Annotated in this window: 14 protein-coding genes; 5 read left to right on the top strand and 9 right to left on the bottom strand. The window is 65.7% G+C overall.

Translation table 11 applies throughout. The annotated features are described in order from the left end of the window. Nucleotides 1-45 precede the first annotated feature (45 nt). The 7 genes from ACF3ND_RS12490 to fdxA form a co-directional block, all read right to left on the bottom strand. Nucleotides 46-1254, bottom strand: coding sequence for an ABC transporter substrate-binding protein (locus tag ACF3ND_RS12490; protein WP_394060900.1), 1209 nt, complete (start codon nt 1252-1254; stop codon nt 46-48). A gap of 55 nt (nt 1255-1309) precedes the next feature. Continuing rightward, complete coding sequence (locus ACF3ND_RS12485; protein ID WP_394060898.1) at nt 1310-2023, bottom strand: ABC transporter ATP-binding protein; 714 nt, start codon at nt 2021-2023, stop codon at nt 1310-1312. Then, on the bottom strand, nt 2020-2793 hold the full coding sequence (locus ACF3ND_RS12480; protein WP_394060896.1) for an ABC transporter ATP-binding protein: 774 nt from the start codon (nt 2791-2793) through the stop codon (nt 2020-2022). The genes ACF3ND_RS12485 and ACF3ND_RS12480 overlap by 4 nt, the downstream gene beginning before the upstream one ends. Nucleotides 2794-2941: 148 nt before the next feature. Next, nucleotides 2942-3580, bottom strand: a complete 639-nt coding sequence (gene nth, locus ACF3ND_RS12475; RefSeq protein ID WP_394060894.1) for an endonuclease III — start codon at nt 3578-3580, stop codon at nt 2942-2944. Between the two features lie 8 nt (nt 3581-3588). Then, entirely contained in the window at nt 3589-4218 is a 630-nt protein-coding gene (locus tag ACF3ND_RS12470; RefSeq protein WP_394060892.1) for an RnfABCDGE type electron transport complex subunit B, read from the bottom strand. Nucleotides 4219-4269: 51 nt separating this feature from the next. Beyond that, nucleotides 4270-5493 (bottom strand): polyhydroxyalkanoate depolymerase, encoded by a 1224-nt coding sequence (locus ACF3ND_RS12465; protein ID WP_394060890.1) that lies wholly within the window; start codon nt 5491-5493, stop codon nt 4270-4272. A gap of 221 nt (nt 5494-5714) precedes the next feature. Beyond that, nucleotides 5715-6038, bottom strand: coding sequence for a ferredoxin FdxA (fdxA, locus tag ACF3ND_RS12460; RefSeq protein WP_394060888.1), 324 nt, complete (start codon nt 6036-6038; stop codon nt 5715-5717). A 249-nt stretch (nt 6039-6287) separates the two neighbouring features. On the opposite strand from fdxA, the gene pncB reads away from it, so the two are divergent. Further along, nucleotides 6288-7463, top strand: a complete 1176-nt coding sequence (gene pncB / locus ACF3ND_RS12455) for a nicotinate phosphoribosyltransferase (protein ID WP_394065837.1) — start codon at nt 6288-6290, stop codon at nt 7461-7463. Nucleotides 7464-7466: 3 nt separating this feature from the next. Here pncB and ACF3ND_RS12450 read toward each other — a convergent pair whose 3' ends face one another. After that, on the bottom strand, nt 7467-7985 hold the full coding sequence (locus tag ACF3ND_RS12450; protein ID WP_394065836.1) for a flavodoxin family protein: 519 nt from the start codon (nt 7983-7985) through the stop codon (nt 7467-7469). A gap of 91 nt (nt 7986-8076) precedes the next feature. Between ACF3ND_RS12450 and ACF3ND_RS12445 the strand changes: the two genes are divergently transcribed. From ACF3ND_RS12445 to accD, 4 genes are all read left to right on the top strand, one after another. Next, nucleotides 8077-10326 (top strand): RelA/SpoT family protein, encoded by a 2250-nt coding sequence (locus tag ACF3ND_RS12445; RefSeq protein WP_394060886.1) that lies wholly within the window; start codon nt 8077-8079, stop codon nt 10324-10326. A gap of 75 nt (nt 10327-10401) precedes the next feature. Next, the gene (trpB, locus tag ACF3ND_RS12440) at nt 10402-11601 is read left to right on the top strand and encodes a tryptophan synthase subunit beta (protein WP_394060884.1); all 1200 of its coding nucleotides are present in this window, start codon (nt 10402-10404) and stop codon (nt 11599-11601) included. Between the two features lie 17 nt (nt 11602-11618). After that, nucleotides 11619-12452, top strand: a complete 834-nt coding sequence (gene trpA, locus ACF3ND_RS12435; protein ID WP_394060882.1) for a tryptophan synthase subunit alpha — start codon at nt 11619-11621, stop codon at nt 12450-12452. 115 nt (nt 12453-12567) lie between these two features. Next, nucleotides 12568-13446, top strand: a complete 879-nt coding sequence (accD, locus tag ACF3ND_RS12430; RefSeq protein ID WP_394060880.1) for an acetyl-CoA carboxylase, carboxyltransferase subunit beta — start codon at nt 12568-12570, stop codon at nt 13444-13446. A gap of 128 nt (nt 13447-13574) precedes the next feature. Here the strand turns inward: accD and ACF3ND_RS12425 are convergent, their stop codons facing one another. Beyond that, the gene (locus ACF3ND_RS12425; RefSeq protein WP_394060878.1) at nt 13575-16697 is read right to left on the bottom strand and encodes a ribonuclease E/G; all 3123 of its coding nucleotides are present in this window, start codon (nt 16695-16697) and stop codon (nt 13575-13577) included. Nucleotides 16698-16705: the final 8 nt, after the last annotated feature.

Raw genomic sequence — 16705 nt, 5'->3', positions numbered from 1 at the left:
TCCTCAGGCATGGGCCGGCCGCGGCAGCGGCCGGCCGGCGGGTTCTTATTTCTTCACCAGCGAGCAGGTGGATTCTTGCAGCGAGGCATAGACCTTGTCTCCCGGCAAGGTCTCGACCAACTTGTAGTAGTCCCAGGGCTGCTTGGATTCGCCGGGCTTTTTCACCTGCATCAGGTACATGTCGTGCACCATGCGGCCGTCCTCGCGCACGACGCCGTGGTCGGTGAACATGTCCTTGATGGGGTTGGACTTCATCCATTTCATGAGGGTGTCGGCATCGTCCGTGCCGGTTTCCTTGACGCCCTTCAGGTAGAAGGCGGCGCTGGAGTAATCGCCCGCCTGCAGGAAGGACGGCATGCGGTTCTGCTCCTTGAAGAAGCGCTGCGCCCATTCCCGAGAAGCGTCGCTCTGGTCCCAGTACCAGGCGGTGGTCAGGTACAGGTTCTGGGTGGCTTCCAGCCCCAGGGCGTGCACGTCGTTGATGAATACCAGCAGCCCGGCCAGATGCATGGTGGCGGTGATGCCGAATTCATTGGCGGCCTTGACCGAGTTGATGAAGTCGCCGCCGGCATTGGCCAGGCCCAGGATCTTGGCCCCGGAGGACTGCGCCTGCAATAGGAAGGAGGAGAAGTCCGAGGCGCCCAGAGGCACGCGCACCTGGCCCTTGACCTCGCCGCCGGCTTTCTTCACGACCTCGGCCGTGTCGCGTTCCAGCGAGTGGCCGAAGGCGTAGTCCGCCGTCAGGAAATACCAGCTCTTGCCGCCGTCCTTGACCACGGCGGCGCCCGTGCCGCGCGCCAGGGCGATGGTGTCGTAGGCATAGTGCACGGTGTAGGGCGTGCACTGGGAATTGGTCAGGTTGGAGGAGCCTGCGCCCACCGCGATGAAGGGCTTCTTCTTTTCCGCCGCCACCGCGGCCATGGCCAGCGAGGTGGCCGAATTGGTGCCGCCGATCAGCACGTCCAGCTTCTGGCTGTCGAACCATTCGCGGGCCCGGGCGGACGCGATGTCGGCCTTGTTCTGGTGGTCGGCCACCAGCAGCTCGATCTTCTTGCCGTTGATCTCGCCGCCCGCATCGGCGATGGCCATGCGGATGGCGTCGCCGCCGGCCTTGCCGTCGATGTCGGAATAGACTCCCGACATGTCCGTGATGAACCCGATGCGGATCACGTCATCGGAGATGGCCGCAACTGCCGGTTGGGCCAGTAGTAGTCCGGCCGTCGTCAGGGCGGCGCTGATCGTTGCAAGCTTCATGGGCTGTCTCCTCGTGGTGTTGAGTGGCGTGTCTGGCCTTGCCGGCGGGAAAGGGTCAGACCCCGAGCAAGGTGTTGAGTGTCTCGTGCTTGTGGGCGAGCTCGCTGGCCGCGAAGCTCTCGACCACCTGGCCGTGCTCCATGACGTAGAAATGGTCGGCCAGGGGAGCGGCGAAGTGGAAATTCTGCTCCACCATGACGATGGTGTAGCCTTTGGCCTTCAGGGTGGCGATCATGCGGGCCAGCGCCTGCACGATGACGGGAGCCAGGCCTTCGGAGATTTCATCGAGCAGCAGCAGGTTGGCGCCGGTGCGCAGGATGCGGGCCACGGCCAGCATCTGCTGCTCGCCCCCGGACAGGCGCGTGCCCGGAGAGTGGCGGCGCTCCTCCAGGTTGGGGAACATTTCGTAGATCTCGGCCAGCGACATGCCACCTCCCGGCGTGGAGCCGATGGCCGGCGGCAGCAGCAGGTTCTCCTCGCAGGTCAGACCGGCGAATATGCCGCGCTCTTCGGGGCAATAGCCCACGCCCAGGTGGGCCACCCGATAGGTGGGCAGATGGATGGATTCGGCTCCCTGGATGCGGATGGAGCCGCGGCGCGTGTCCGTCAGGCCGAGGATGGCGCGCAGCGTGCTGGTGCGGCCGGCGCCGTTGCGCCCCAGCAGCGTGACGACCTCGCCCTGCGCCACGCTCAGGTTGACTCCGTGCAGGATGTGGGACTCCCCGTACCAGGCATGCAGATCCTCGATTTCCAGGGCGGCCTTGCTCATGGATGCGCTCCTTGCAGTTCGGTTGCGGTGGTCCCCATATAGGCCTGCATGACGGCCGGATTGCGGGACACGTCCTCGTAGGGGCCTTCGGCCAGGACGGCGCCGCGCGCCAGTACCGTGATGCGGTCGGCAATGGAGGAGACCACGTTCATATTGTGTTCGACCATCAGGATGCTGCGCCCGGCGCTGACCTTGCGGATCAGCTCGGTGATCCGCTCCACGTCCTCGTGGCCCATGCCCTGGGTAGGCTCGTCCAGCAGCATCAGTTCGGGCTCCATGGCCAGCGTGGTGGCGATCTCCAGGGCGCGCTTGCGCCCATAGGGGAGGTTGACGGTCAGGTCCTGGGCGAAGCCGGCCAGGTCCACCTGCTCCAGCAGATCCATGGCGCGCTCGTTCAGGCCGTCCAGGCAGCGCTCGTTGCGCCAGAATTGAAAAGAGGCGCCGGTGCGGCGCTGCAGGCCGATGCGCACGTTCTCCAGCACGGTCAGCTGCGGAAACACCGCCGAGATCTGGAAAGAGCGGATGATGCCGCGCCGGGCGATCTGCGCCGGCCTCTCCCGGGTGATCTCGGTATCGTTGAAGTAGATCCGGCCGGAGGTGGGGGCGATGAACTTGGTGAGCAGGTTGAAGCAGGTCGTCTTGCCTGCTCCATTGGGACCGATCAGCGCGTGTATGTCCCCGCGCCTCACCTGTAGATTGACCTTGTCGACAGCCACGAAACCCAGGAATTCCTTCACCAGGTTCTCGGTGCGCAGAATGTACTCTGTCATCGCCTGCCAGCCCTTGTGCGGAGTTAACGTCGAGTTTCAGTATGGAAGCCCGCATGGGCGAAAACCATGCGGGTTTGTCATAGGATAGGGAAACTCCGGTGGCGGACGGGAAGGCGGCTCCCCGAAGGAGCCGCCGGCGGGATCCGATCTACTTGGCGACCGTCTTGGGCTTGAACTCGCACAGGTCGGCAATGCCGCATTGGGGGCATCTGGGCGTGCGGGCGACGCAGATGTAGCGGCCGTGCAGGATGAGCCAGTGGTGGGCGTCCAGCAGGAATTCCTTGGGAATGACGCGCTCCAGCTTCTTTTCCACTTCCAGCACATTCTTGCCGGGAGCGATGCCGGTGCGGTTGGCCACGCGGAAGATGTGCGTGTCCACGGCGATGGTGGGCAGGCCGAAGGCGGTGTTCAGCACCACGTTGGCCGTCTTGCGGCCCACGCCGGGCAGAGCCTCCAGCGCGGCCCGGTCGCAGGGCACCTGGCCCTGGTGCCGCTCCAGCAGGATCTGGCAGGTCTTGATGACGTTGGCGGCCTTGGTCTTGTACAGGCCTATGGTCTTGATGGCCTCGCGCAACCCGTCCTCGCCCATGGCCAGGATGCCCTGGGGCGTGCCGTGCTCCGGGAAGAAGCGGCGCGTGGCCAGGTTGACCGATTTGTCGGTGGCCTGGGCGGACAGGATGACGGCGATCAGCAGCTGGAAGGTGCTGTCGTATTCCAGCTCCGTGGTGGGCTTGGGATTGGCGGCCTGGAAGCGGCTGAAGATTTCGTGGCGTTTGGCGGCGTTCATGGCGTGATTCAGTTGCCGGCCTGGCCCGCGCGGCGGGCGCGGGCGCGGGCCAGGGCGGCGGCAATGGAAGCCTGGCGCTTGTCGGCCTGGTCGGCGTCGTTGGCCAGCACGGGCTTGTTGGCCAGCGTGCGCGCCGCCAGCTCCGAGCTCTCGGCGTGGCGGGCCAGCAGGCGCAGGCGACGCTGTTCGGTATCGCGCCTGGCCTGCTCGGCCTGCGATGGCGTCCAGTCATCGGTGGGCACCATGGTGATGCAATCCACCGGACAGGGCGGCAGGCACAGTTCGCAGCCCGTGCAGCGATCGGCCAGCACGGTGTGCATGAGCTTGTTGGCGCCGACGATGGCATCGACCGGGCAGGCCTGGATGCACAGCGTGCAGCCTATGCAGTGTTCCTCGATGATGACGGCGCGGCTCGGGCCGGCGAATTCCCCGCATTCCGGGTCCAGGGGCGATTCCTCTCGCCCCAGCAGGGCGGCCAGGGCGCGCACGCCTTCCTGGCCGCCGGGCGGGCAGCGGTTGATGGCCTCGCCCTCCAGGGCGATGGCCTGGGCGTAGGGCAGACAGGCGTCGTAGCCGCAGCGCGTGCACTGGGTTTGAGGAAGCAGGGCGTCGATGCGCCGTATCAGTGAGTCGGACATGAATGCAAAAACGGGGCCGACCGGCCCCGTGGAGATGCGCGGTGGGCGAAATCAGGCGTGCTGACGGATGAAATCCTTGATTTTAGGACAGATCAGCGTGCGCCAGCGACTTCCCGAGAAAATCCCGTAGTGGCCGCAACGCGGCGCCGTGAACTGCTGCTTGAGTTCCGGGGCGATGCCCGAGCACAAGCCCTGGGCGGCATGAGTCTGCCCCAGGCCGGAGATGTCGTCCAGTTCGCCTTCGATGGTAAAGAGCGCCACGCCCTGGATGTCCTGCGGGCGCACCTGTTCGCCGCGCACATGCCATTGCCCCTTGGGCAGCTGCTGCTCCTGGAACACCACGCGTATGGTGTCCAGGTAGAACTCGGCGGGCATGTCCAGCACGGCGTTGTATTCATCGTAGAAGCGGCGGTGCGCTTCGGCGTCGTCCTCGTCGCCCTTGATCAGGTGCTGGTAGAAGTCGTAGTGAGAATGCATGTGCCGATCCGGATTCATGGCGATGAAGCCGGCGTGCTGCAGAAATCCGGGGTAGACGCGCCGGCCCGCGCCGGGGTACTTGGACGGGACCCGGTGGATCAGGTTGTTCTCGAACCAGGCATAGGGCTTGGTGGTGGCCAGGCGGTTGACCTGGGTGGGCGACTGGCGTGTGTCGATGGGGCCGCCCATCATGATCAGGCTGCGCGGCATCTTGGGATCCTTGCGGCTGGCCATGAGCGACACGGCGGCCAGCACCGGCACGGTGGGCTGGCACACGGACATCACGTGCACGTCGGGTCCCAGGGCGCGGATGAATTCCTGGATGTACAGCACGTAGTCGTCCAGATGGAAGGGGCCGGCCGACTGGGGCACCATGCGCGCGTCCACCCAGTCGGTGACGTAGATCGAGTGCTCCGGCAGCAGGGCGCGCACGGTTTCGCGCAGCAAGGTGGCGTGGTGGCCCGACAGGGGCGCCACCAGCAGGATCTTGGGGTCCTGGTCGGCTTCGGGAAAGTCGCGGCTGAAATGGATCAGGTTGCAGAAGGGCTTGGCAATCTGCACGCGCTCGGTGACCGCGACCGTGCGCCCCTGGATTTCCGTCTGGCTCAGTCCCCAGGCTGGCTTTTCGTAGTCCTTGCCCAGGCGATGCACGAGCTCGTACGCCGCCGCCAGTTGCCGGGACACGGGGGTGTAGGCCAGCGGGCTGTAGGGATGGGAGAACAGCTGCGAGCTGGTGCCCGAGAAGGCTGCCAGCGGCGCCAGGAAGGAGCGCTGGAGTTCGTGCAGATCGTAGAGCATAGGTGGTTGCGCCTTGGTGTTGCCTGATTCCTTATGCAAATAAATGCATAAGCTTATTTGCTACTTGAAACAATACGGCTTTTGCCGCCGCTTTTGACTTGGGATTATCCCGTTGCTGCGTTGCAGCAATGTTTCTTGTATCAAAAGTGCGGCGGCCGACGCAAGCGCGGCAGGGAAGAAAGGCAGCCGCGGCGCCGGCGCTCAGAGGGCGCGGGCGCGGATCAGCGTTCCAGATACTGTAGTTTGTTTTCCACACCGTTCCAGTTGTCGGCGTCTTCCAGCGGTTTCTTGGAGCGGTTGATGCTGGTGAACACCGGGGAAAGCTCGGCGTTCAGCTCGATGAACTGGACCTGGTCCTGTGGAACGTCTTCCTCGGCGAAAATGGCGTTGGCCGGGCATTCGGGAATACAGACGGCGCAATCGATGCACTCGTCCGGATCAATCACCAGAAAATTCGGGCCTTCACGAAAACAGTCCACGGGGCACACATCCACGCAATCGGTGAATTTGCACTTGATACAGTTTTCGGTGACGACATGGGTCATTTCAGTAAAGCTCCTGCGGGATCGGTAAGGCTGTCGGACCAAGGGGGCGGGCTGTGGGCGGGCGCGAGTGCCGGGCGGGCGCACAGGGCGGGGCGACAGAAACTGGATTCAATCCATCAATTTTAACGAATATTCGGGTTCCTGCTTATTGAGTTGGCGCAAGTCCGCCGCGCCGGCCCTCCCTTGCGCCAGGTGCGCGAGGCGGGGCGGGCGTGCTATGGTTGCGCAAACGAAACCGGTATGCCCGCGATGATCATCACTTCTCTTCTCGATACGGACCTTTATAAATTTTCCATGATGCAGGTCGTGCTGCATCATTTCCCGGCGGCGCAGGTGGAGTACCGCTACAAATGCCGGACCCCCAACATCAACCTGAGCCAGTATCTGGACGAGATCCGCGCAGAGATCCACAGCCTGTGCCAGCTGCGCTTCTCGGACGAGGAGTTGGCCTATCTTGGCTCACTGCGCTTCATCAAGAGCGACTTCGTCGACTTCCTGGGACTGTTCCATCTGCCCGAGCGCTGCATCAGCGTGGAGGCGGGCGCCGCGCCCGGCGAGATCGAGATCCTGGTCAAGGGTCCCTGGCTGCACACCATCCTGTTCGAGATACCGGTGCTGGCCATCGTGAACGAAGTGTATTTCCGCAACGAACGCCCCAATCCTCCCTGGGAGGAGGGGCGCGAGCGGCTGCAGTCCAAGATGCGCCTGGTGGTGGACGATCCGGCTTTGGCCGATTTCCGGGTGGCCGACTACGGCACGCGCCGCCGCTTCTCCAAGAAGTGGCACGAGGAGGTGGTCACCACCATGATCCAGCAGATGCAGCCGCATTTCGCCGGCACCAGCAATGTCTGGCTGGCCATGAAGCATGGCGTCACCCCCCTGGGCACCATGGGTCATGAATACCTGCAGGCCTGCCAGGCCCTGGGGCCGCGTCTGCGCGATTCGCAGATCTTCGCGCTGGAGGTCTGGGCCAAGGAATACCGGGGCGACCTGGGCATCGCCCTGTCGGACGTCTACGGCATGGATGCCTTCCTGCGCGACTTCGACATGTACTTCTGCAAACTGTTCGACGGCGCGCGGCACGATTCGGGCGACCCCTTCATCTGGGGGGAACGACTGCTGGCTCATTACATCGCCAACCGGACCGATCCGCGCACCAAGACGCTGGTGTTCTCCGATGGGCTGACCATCCCCAAGGCCATCGAGCTGGCGCAGCGTTTTGCCGGCCGCTGCAAGGTGTCGTTCGGCATAGGCACCAACCTGACCAATGACCTGGGTCATGAACCGTTGCAGATCGTCATGAAGATGGTTCGTTGCAACGGCCAGCCCGTGGCCAAGGTCTCGGACGCGCCGGAAAAGACCATGTGCGACGATCCGGCCTACCTGGCGTATCTGCGTCAGGTCTTCCAGCTGCCGCCGGCTTGATCATTACAGGCAGAGCAGGGCGGCCAGGTGGGCACCGGCTTGCCGCGCCTCCTGCCTCTGTTCCGCGCTCAGGTGCTTGGGGGCGAGAATGGCCTCGGGCGTCTGCGCCTGGAAGTTGAAGATGCGGCCGGGCCAGGCCGCCTCCAGTCGCCAGCCCGTGCAGATGCGCTCCAGCTGGGTCAGGGCTCCGCGGCCGTCGCTGCCGGCGCTGATCAGGGCGCCGTAGGGCCGGCCGTTGAGCTGGTCGAGCACCGCATAGTAGAGCCGGTCGAAGAATTCCTTCATGGCCCCGCTCAGGCTGCCCAGGTTCTCGGGCGCGCAGAACAGATAGGCCTGGGCCTGCAGCAGGTCTTCGGTGCCAGTCTGTTCACAGCCCAGCAGGCGGACCTGGATGCGTTCGCGCTCCTGCAGTTCCTCCAGGACCTGGCGCGCGCCTTCACCGGCCTGCTCGGCCAGCTGGCGGGAGGCGCCGGTGCGCGAATGCCAGACGATCAGCAGGCGGCGATGCTCGGGCGAAGGCATAAGGCTCATATGCTAATACTCGCGGTGATAGACTACGACTTATAGTATAGAGAGCCGCCGCCGGAACGGCCGCCATACCGAAGTAAACGACATGAATCAGACAGTATCCCCCCCTCTTGCCGAATCGGCCTTCAGCCCGCAGTGGCTGGCGCAGGCCGGCGCCGGGCTGGACGAACCGGGGCGCGAGCTCCTGCAGCGCGCGGCCGAGTGGGCCGAGCCGGCTCTGCGCGAGCTGCCGGGCAGCACGGGCGAGCCGCTGGACCAGCATTGCGCGCAAGTGGCGGTGATCCTGGCCGGCCTGGGGGCCGACGCCCAGACGCGCGCCAGCGCCTTGCTGGCCGTCATGCCTGCGCCGGATCGGGACGTCAAGCAGGATCCCGTCCAGAAAGCCTTCGGCTCCGAAGTCATGACCCTGGTGCGCGGTTCGCGCGCCCTGTACCGGCTGGGTTCGCTGACCGGCCAGGCCAAGGAGCAGCCGGGCGCCGGGGACCAGAAGGAGATGAAGCGCAAGATGCTGCTGGCCATGGCCGCCGACCTGCGCATCGTGCTGATGCGGCTGGCCTCGCGCCTGCAGTCGCTGCGCTGGTTCCGCCAGTCCAAGGCGCCGTGCCCCAGTGCCTTCGCGCGCGAAACCCTGGAACTGTACACGCCGCTGGCCAATCGGCTGGGCATCTGGCAGGTCAAGTGGGAAATGGAAGACCTGGCCTTCCGTTTCCTGAATCCGGACATCTACAAGGACATCGCCCGCCAACTGGACGACAAGCGCATCGAACGCGAGACCCTGATCGCTCAGGTGCGTGACCAACTGCTGGCGGCGCTCAAGCGCGAGCACATCGACGCCGAAGTGTCGGGTCGGCCCAAGCATATCTACAGCATCTGGAACAAGATGCGCAACAAGCACCTGGACTTCGGCCAGTTGTTCGACCTGCGCGCTTTGCGGGTCATCGTCGAGGACGAGCGCAGCTGCTACAACACGCTGGCCGTCGTGCATTCGCTGTGGACGCCGGTGCCGGCCGAGTTCGACGACTACATCTCGCGTCCCAAGCCCAATGGCTACCGGTCCCTGCATACCGTGGTGGCCGACGCGCAGGGCCGCACTTTCGAGATCCAGATTCGCACCCGCGAAATGCACCAGTATGCGGAATTCGGGATGGCCGCGCACTGGCGCTACAAGGAAGCCGGCCCGCAGGGCGGGCAGGTGGCCGCCGATGGCGAGGACGACCGCAAGATCGCCTGGATGCGCCAGCTGCTGGCCTGGGACCGGGACGCGGGCGCCTCCAATGCGGCGCCGGCCGAGCCCGCCGCCGCGGCGCAGGCGCCGGCCGCCCCGCGTCCTTTGAAGGCGCAGGAAGAGGACCATATCTATGTGCTGACTCCGCAGGCGCGCGTGATCGAGCTGCCGGTGGGGGCCACGCCGGTGGACTTCGCCTACTACCTGCACACGGACCTGGGCCATCGCTGCCGGGGTGCGCGAGTGGACGGGCAGATGGTGCCCTTGTCCACGCGACTGGCCACGGGCCAGACGGTGGAGATCGTGGCCGCCAAGTCGGGCGGACCGTCGCGCGACTGGCTCAACACCCAGCTGGGTTTCCTGGCCAGCCCCCGTTCGCGCTCCAAGGTGCGGGCCTGGTTCAATGCCATCGAACTGCAGCAGCGCATCTCCCAGGGGCAGGCCATGGTCGAGAAAGAGCTGCAGCGCCTGGGCCGCACGGCCGTGAACCTGGAACAGATGGCCCAGCAACTGGGCTTTGCCCGGGCCGACGATCTGTACGTGGCGGTGGCCAAGGACGAATTCAGCCTGCGCCAGGTGGATGCGCTGTTCCGCGGCGCCTCCCAGGAAGAAGAGCCCGTGCGGCGAGTGTTCGACGCCGCCAACGACAGTGTGGCCAAGACGGGCAAGAGCGGGGTCCTGGTAGTGGGGGTGGATTCGCTCATGACCCAGCTGGCCCGTTGCTGCCGGCCCGCGCCGCCGGACCTGATCGCCGGCTTCGTGACCCGGGGGCGGGGCGTGTCCATCCACCGAGCCGATTGCAAGTCCTATTACGAGCTGAGCCTGCGCCATCCCGAGCGGGCCATCAGCGTGGACTGGGGCAATACCGGCGATTCCCTGTATCCCGTGGACCTGGCCATCGACGCCCAGGAGCATCCGAACCTGCTGCGCGATCTCTCCGAAGTCTTCGCGCGGCTGCGTCTGAACGTCACCGGCATCAACACCCACAGCCGCCGTTCGCTGACCCAGATGGTGTTCACCATCGAAGTGCGCGACGGCGAGCAGATCCAGAAGGCCTTGACCGCCCTGAACGAGCTGCCGGGCGTGAGCGCCCGCCGTTATTCGTCTTGAACTGGTAAAATCGTGGAATCCGAACGTCGCGGGCGCTGTGCCCGCGATTGTTCTTGTCAACCAAGAGAGCTAGCTTTGAAAACCTATACCTTGCCCGACCCGGATGGACATTTTGGTCAGTTTGGTGGTTCGTTTGTGGCCGAGACTCTCGTTCATGCCCTGGACGAGCTGAAGGCCGCCTACGAACGGTATCGGAACGATCCTGACTTTCTGCGTGAGTTCAACTACGAGCTCAAGCACTTCGTCGGTCGTCCCAGCCCTGTGTACCATGCCCGTCGATGGTCGGAGCAACTGGGCGGCGCTCAGATCTGGTTCAAGCGCGAAGACCTCAACCATACCGGCGCGCACAAGATCAACAACTGCATAGGCCAGATCCTGCTGGCCCGGCGCATGGGCAAGCCGCGCATCATCGCCGAGACCGGCGCCGGCCAGCACGGCGTGGCCACGGCCACGGTGGCGGCCCGCTACGGCCTGGAATGCGTGGTGTACATGGGCAGCGAAGACGTGCGCCGCCAGGCGTCCAACGTCTATCGCATGAAGCTGCTGGGCGCCACCGTCGTGCCGGTGGAGTCCGGCTCGCGCACCCTGAAGGACGCGCTGAACGAAGCCATGCGCGACTGGGTCACCAACATCGAGAACACGTTCTACATCATCGGCACCGTGGCCGGCCCGCATCCCTATCCCATGCTGGTGCGCGATTTCCAGTCCGTCATCGGCCAGGAATGCCTGGAGCAGATGCCGGCCGAGGCCGGGCGCCAGCCCGACTACGTGGTCGCCTCGGTGGGCGGCGGCTCCAATGCCATGGGCATCTTCTACCCCTACATCGAGCAGGACGGCGTCGCGCTGGTGGGCGTGGAGGCGGCCGGTCGCGGCCTGGACACGCTGGAGCATTCCGCCTCCCTGAACAAAGGGCAGGTGGGCGTGCTGCACGGCAACCGCACCTATGTGCTGCAGGACGAGAACGGTAACGTGATGCCCACGCATTCGGTGTCTGCCGGCCTGGACTACCCGGGCGTGGGGCCCGAGCACGCCTGGCTCAAGGACAGCGGCCGCGCCCAATACGCCACGATCACGGACCAGGAGGCCCTGCAGGCTTTCCACGACTGCTGCCGCATCGAAGGCATCCTGCCGGCCCTGGAGTCCTCGCACGCGCTGGCGCACGCCGCCCGCATGGCGCCTTCGCTGGGCAAGGACAAGATCATCCTGGTCAGCTTGTCCGGTCGCGGCGACAAGGACATGCACACGGTCGCCGAATACGGCGGCCTGACACTGTAATCAATCGGGAAGCCATTATGTCGAGTAACGTACGCCTGAAAGCGGCGTTTGAGCGTTTGAACGGGCGCTGCGCCCTTGTTCCGTATGTCACGGCCGGCGACCCCTCCGTGCCGTCCACCGTCGCCCTGATGCATGCCCTGCGCCAGGCCGGCGCGGACGTGATCGAGCTGGGCGTGCCGTTCTCCGACCCGACCGCCGACGGTCCGGTCATCCAGCGGGCCGCCGAGCGCGCCATCAGTCGCGGCGTGGGCCTGCGCAAGGTGCTGGACATCGTGCGCCAGTTCCGTCAGCTGGACGATGAAACGCCTGTGGTGCTGATGGGCTACGCCAATCCCATCGAGTGCATCGGTCAGGCCGAGTTCGCCCGGCTGGCCGGGCAGTCCGGCGTGGACGGCGTGCTGACGGTGGATTATCCGCCGGAGGAATCCCAGGAATTCACCGCGCTGCTCACCGAACAGGGCGTGGACACCATCTTCCTGCTTTCGCCCACGTCCACGGACGAGCGCATCGCCAAGGTGGCCGCCCTGGCCCAGGGTTATGTGTACTACGTATCGCTCAAGGGCGTGACCGGCTCGGGGCAGATCGACGTGGCTGATGTCGAGCATCACCTGCAGCGCATCCGCAAGCATGTCAAGATTCCGGTGGGCGTGGGCTTTGGCATCCGCGACGCCCAGAGCGCCAAGGCCATCTCGCGCAATGCGGATGCCGTGGTGATCGGCTCCAAGCTGATCGAGACCATGGAAGAGGCTGTGCAGGCTCATGCAGGCAAGGACCAGAAGGACGTGGACGCCGCCGCCATCGCGGCCGCGGGCCAGTGGCTGGGACGGATACGCCAGGCGCTGGATAATTAGCCCAAAAGCGCTTTTAGCGTTTAGAATCATGTGCCTGTTCCGCGTGAACAGGCGCTTTTTTTCAGAATAAGAGGGCAGCGGCCACGGGCCGGCTGACCGAACACAGGATCTCACAATGAGCTGGATCGAGAAAATACTGCCGCCACGAATCAACCGCAATCCCGAGAGCAGCCGTCGCGTGCCCGAAGGCCTGTGGGTGAAATGCCCATCGTGCGAGTCAGTACTCTACAAGGAAGATCTGCAGGCCACGCTGAATGTCTGCCCCAAGTGCAGCCATCACATGCGCATCGGCGCGCGCGCGCGCATCAAGGCGCTGCTCGATGCCGAAGGCCAGGTGGAGATCGGTGCCAACACCCGCCCCATGGACCCCTTGAAGTTCCGCGACTCTCGCAAGTACACCGAGCGCGTCGCGGAAGCCACCAAGCAGACCGGCGAGACCGAAGCCATGGTCGTGGTCAGCGGCACGATCCTGTCGGTGCCCGCCGTGGTGGCCTGCTTTGAATTCGAATACATGGGCGGCTCCATGGGATCGGTGGTGGGCGAGCGTTTCACGCGCGGCGTGCAGGCGGCCATCGCCAATCGCAGTCCCTTCGTGTGCGTGGCTGCCTCGGGCGGCGCGCGCATGCAGGAGAGCCTGTTCTCGCTGATGCAGATGGCCAAGACCACGGCCATCCTGGCCGAACTGGCCGAAGCCGGCCTGCCTTTCGTCAGCATCTTGACCGATCCGACCATGGGCGGCGTGTCCGCCAGCTTCGCCTTCATGGGTGATGTGGTCATTGCCGAGCCTAATGCCCTGATCGGTTTCGCCGGCCCGCGCGTGATCGAGCAGACCGTGCGCGAAAAGCTGCCCGAAGGCTTCCAGCGCGCCGAGTTCCTGCTGGAGAAGGGCGCCATCGACATGGTGGTGGACCGTCGCGAGATGCAGCGCGAGCTGGCCGAACTGCTGGCCCTGCTGACCCGCCAGCCCGCCGAGGCCGTCTCGCGTCAGTCCTGACCCCGTGCCTGGCCCGCAAGGGCGTGAAAGAGCGCCGCCTGTGTATCAGGCGGCGTTTTTTATTCTTGCGATTTTTCGTGCGCCCATGAAAAAACGCCGCCCCGAAGGGCGGCGTTTCTGTCTGGCGCTTAGTGCGTTTCGACTTGCTGCAACGGTTCGCTGCTTTCAGCCTGCACCACGCGCTTGCGCGGACGGCCCATGCGCACCGGAGCGGGCTGGTAGTCATCCTGCACCGCGGAACGGGAGGTTTCTACCAGTTCGATGCCGGCGGCTTCCAATACGGCGTTCAGCTCGGCGGGCTGAGCTGCGCCGGCAGTGCCGTTCACCTGGGGCTGGGCGGCAGCGGGAGCCGCTTCCTGCACCGTTTCCACGGCTTGCTCGGTCACTTCCTTGGCAGGGGAGGTCTTGGGCGCTTCCTGAGGCGCTTCTTCCTGGACAGGCTGCTCGGCTTGAGCCGTGGCTTCTTCCTGCGCTGGTTCTTCAGCGGCCGGGGCGACGGCGGGCTCGGAGACGACCTGTTCGGCAGCTTCCTGAACGGGCTCTTCGGCGGCTTCCTGGGCGAGCGCTTCAGGCTGGGCCGCAACAGGTTCCTGGGACTGGACGGGTTCGGCGGGCTGTTCCTGGACCGGTTCGGCAGGCACTGCCTCGGCGGAAACGGGTTCAGCTTCCGAAGCAGGAGCGGCCTGCTCGGGCTCGGCGGCAGGAGCGGGCTCCTGTTCGACGGGCGACTCCACGGCGACAGGAGCGGCCGCCACTGCTGGTTCCTGGGCGGCGGGAGCCGTCTCGTCACCGGAAGCGGCGCCTGCCTGGTCCTGGTCTTCCAGGGCGGCGGGGTTGAAGCCGGGGGTTTCGTGGGCCACGTAGGCGATGGCAGCGCCTTCTTCGGTGCTGTCTTCGTTTTCAGTCGCGGCGGCGGCGTCCGGGCTGCGGCGGCCGCGACGGCTGCGACGGCGGCGGCGCTTGCGTTCGGGATCCAGCGCGCCGGCATCCGCGGCTTCTTCGCTTTCGGTTTCGGCGGCTTCGCTTTCCTCGACGGCTTCGGCGCGGGCGTCAGCGGCCTGGCTGGCGGCGGCGATGCCGGCCACCGTGGCTGCCGTGGCGGCAGCAGCGGCGACGGCTGGAGCCGACGTCTGTTCCTGCTGTTCCTCGACGGCGAGGTCCTTGTTCAGCTCGGGCGTGTCCACGCTGCCTTCTTCACGGCGCTGGCGGCCCCGGCCGCGGCGATTGCGCGTGCCGCGGCTGCTGCCGGCGCCGCTTTCCTCGGCGGCAGCCGTTGCGGCAGGCGCGGCTGGAGGGCTCTGGCGGGTTTCCAGGACGGCTTCGGAGGCGGCCGATGCGGAACGGCGGCGGCCGCGTCCGCTGGCGGCCGCGTCAGCGGCGGGCTTGTCTTCCGCGGCGGATTCGGGACGGTTGCCTTGGCGGCGACCGCGCGTGCGTTCGCCCTGGCTGCGGCTGCCGCTGGACTGGCCGTTGCGGCCCTGGCGGCGCGCGGGAGCGGCCTTGGCGGTTTCCGTCTTGGCGGTTTCGGCGGCCGGCTCGGCAGGGCTGCCGGTCAGCCAGCCGATCAGGCGCTTGAGCAGACCGGGCGAACCGGCGGCCGGCGCGGGAGCGGCGGCGGCAGGGGCGGGCTTGCTGATCGGGGCGGGCTGGGCCGGGGTGATGCCCTTGACCAGGGCTTCGGGGCGCGGCTTGACCTCGTGGCTGCGGTGCGGCACCAGGCTGTCCTGCTGTTCGGGCTGCTGCACCAGCTCGTAACTGCTGCGCAGTTCGTCCAGGCGGGGGTCGTCGTGGCGCAGGCGCTCGATGACGTGGTGCGGCGTTTCCAGATTCTTGTTGGGAATCAGGACCAGGGCGATGTTCAGGCGCGACTCGATCTTGGTGATGTCGCTGCGCTTTTCGTTCAGCAGGAAGGTGGCCACGTCCACGGGCACCTGCGCATGCAGGGCCGCCGTGCCTTCCTTCATGGCTTCTTCCTGCAGCAGGCGCAGCACGTGCAGGGCGCTGGACTCGGCATCGCGGATGACGCCGGTGCCGGTGCAGCGCGGGCAGGTGACGTGCGAGCCTTCGTTCAGGGCGGGACGCAGGCGCTGGCGGGACAGTTCCATCAGGCCGAAACGCGAGATCTTGCCCATCTGCACGCGGGCGCGGTCAAAGTGCAAGGCATCGCGCAGGCGCTGTTCCACGGCGCGCTGATTCTTGCTGTCTTCCATGTCGATGAAGTCGATGACGATCAGGCCGCCCAGGTCGCGCAGACGCAGCTGGCGGGCCACTTCGTCGGCGGCTTCCAGGTTGGTGCGCAGGGCGGTTTCCTCGATGTCGGCGCCGCGGGTGGAGCGGGCCGAGTTCACGTCGATGGCCACCAGCGCCTCGGTGTGGTCGATGACCACGGCGCCGCCCGAAGGCAGCTGCACGGTGCGCGAATAGGCGGTCTCGATCTGGTGCTCGATCTGGAAGCGCGAGAACAGGGGGATGTCGTCGCGGTACATCTTGACCCGATGCAGATTGTCCGGCATGACCACGCTCATGAAGGCGGCGGCCTGCTCGTGGATTTCATCGGTATCGATCAGGATCTCGCCGATCTCGGGCGAGAAGTAGTCGCGGATTGCGCGGATGACCAGGCTGGATTCCAGGTAGATCAGGATGGGTGCGGAATTGTCGCGGGCGGCGCCGTCGATGGCGGTCCACAGCTGCAGCAGGTAGTTCAGGTCCCATTGCAGTTCTTCGACGCTGCGGCCGATGCCGGCCGTGCGCGCGATGATGCTCATGCCCTGGGGAATGTCCAGCTGGTCCATGGCTTCGCGCAGTTCCTGGCGGTCCTCGCCTTCGACGCGACGCGAAACCCCGCCCCCGCGGGGATTGTTGGGCATCAGCACCAGGTAGCGGCCGGCGAGCGAGATGAAGGTGGTCAGGGCGGCGCCCTTGTTGCCGCGTTCTTCCTTCTCGACCTGGATGATCAGCTCCTGGCCTTCGGTCAGGGCGTCCTGGATGCGGGCGGTGCGTACGTCCACGCCTTCCTTGAAGTAGCTGCGGGCCACTTCCTTGAAGGGCAGAAAGCCGTGACGGTCTTCGCCGTAGCTGACGAAGCAGGCTTCCAGGCCGGGCTCGATGCGGGTGATGACCCCTTTGTAGATATTGCCTTTGCGCTGTTCGCGCCCGGCTGTTTCGATGTCGAGGTCAATGAGTTTCTGACCGTCGACAATGGCGACGCGTAATTCTTCTTGATGCGTCGCATTGAACAACATGCGTTTCATGAGTGAGG

The organism is Alcaligenes sp. WGS1538 (assembly GCF_043187505.1).
In the GTDB taxonomy this organism is placed as follows: Bacteria; Pseudomonadota; Gammaproteobacteria; order Burkholderiales; family Burkholderiaceae_B; genus Alcaligenes.
The sequence above is the reverse complement of the archived record's forward strand: the minus strand, read 5'-3'. Positions and strand labels throughout refer to the sequence as shown.

What these genes read in the sequence shown, in the direction of transcription:
- nth (WP_394060894.1), bottom strand. Translation starts at nt 3,580, where the DNA reads ATGAACGCCGCCAAACGCCACGAAATCTTCAGCCGCTTCCAGGCCGCC.
- pncB (WP_394065837.1), top strand. Translation starts at nt 6,288, where the DNA reads ATGATCATCACTTCTCTTCTCGATACGGACCTTTATAAATTTTCCATG.
- trpA (WP_394060882.1), top strand. Translation starts at nt 11,619, where the DNA reads ATGTCGAGTAACGTACGCCTGAAAGCGGCGTTTGAGCGTTTGAACGGG.
- ACF3ND_RS12445 (WP_394060886.1), top strand. Translation starts at nt 8,077, where the DNA reads ATGAATCAGACAGTATCCCCCCCTCTTGCCGAATCGGCCTTCAGCCCG.
- ACF3ND_RS12450 (WP_394065836.1), bottom strand. Translation starts at nt 7,985, where the DNA reads ATGCCTTCGCCCGAGCATCGCCGCCTGCTGATCGTCTGGCATTCGCGC.
- ACF3ND_RS12425 (WP_394060878.1), bottom strand. Translation starts at nt 16,697, where the DNA reads ATGAAACGCATGTTGTTCAATGCGACGCATCAAGAAGAATTACGCGTC.
- ACF3ND_RS12485 (WP_394060898.1), bottom strand. Translation starts at nt 2,023, where the DNA reads ATGAGCAAGGCCGCCCTGGAAATCGAGGATCTGCATGCCTGGTACGGG.
- ACF3ND_RS12480 (WP_394060896.1), bottom strand. Translation starts at nt 2,793, where the DNA reads ATGACAGAGTACATTCTGCGCACCGAGAACCTGGTGAAGGAATTCCTG.
- accD (WP_394060880.1), top strand. Translation starts at nt 12,568, where the DNA reads ATGAGCTGGATCGAGAAAATACTGCCGCCACGAATCAACCGCAATCCC.
- ACF3ND_RS12470 (WP_394060892.1), bottom strand. Translation starts at nt 4,218, where the DNA reads ATGTCCGACTCACTGATACGGCGCATCGACGCCCTGCTTCCTCAAACC.
- ACF3ND_RS12490 (WP_394060900.1), bottom strand. Translation starts at nt 1,254, where the DNA reads ATGAAGCTTGCAACGATCAGCGCCGCCCTGACGACGGCCGGACTACTA.
- fdxA (WP_394060888.1), bottom strand. Translation starts at nt 6,038, where the DNA reads ATGACCCATGTCGTCACCGAAAACTGTATCAAGTGCAAATTCACCGAT.
- ACF3ND_RS12465 (WP_394060890.1), bottom strand. Translation starts at nt 5,493, where the DNA reads ATGCTCTACGATCTGCACGAACTCCAGCGCTCCTTCCTGGCGCCGCTG.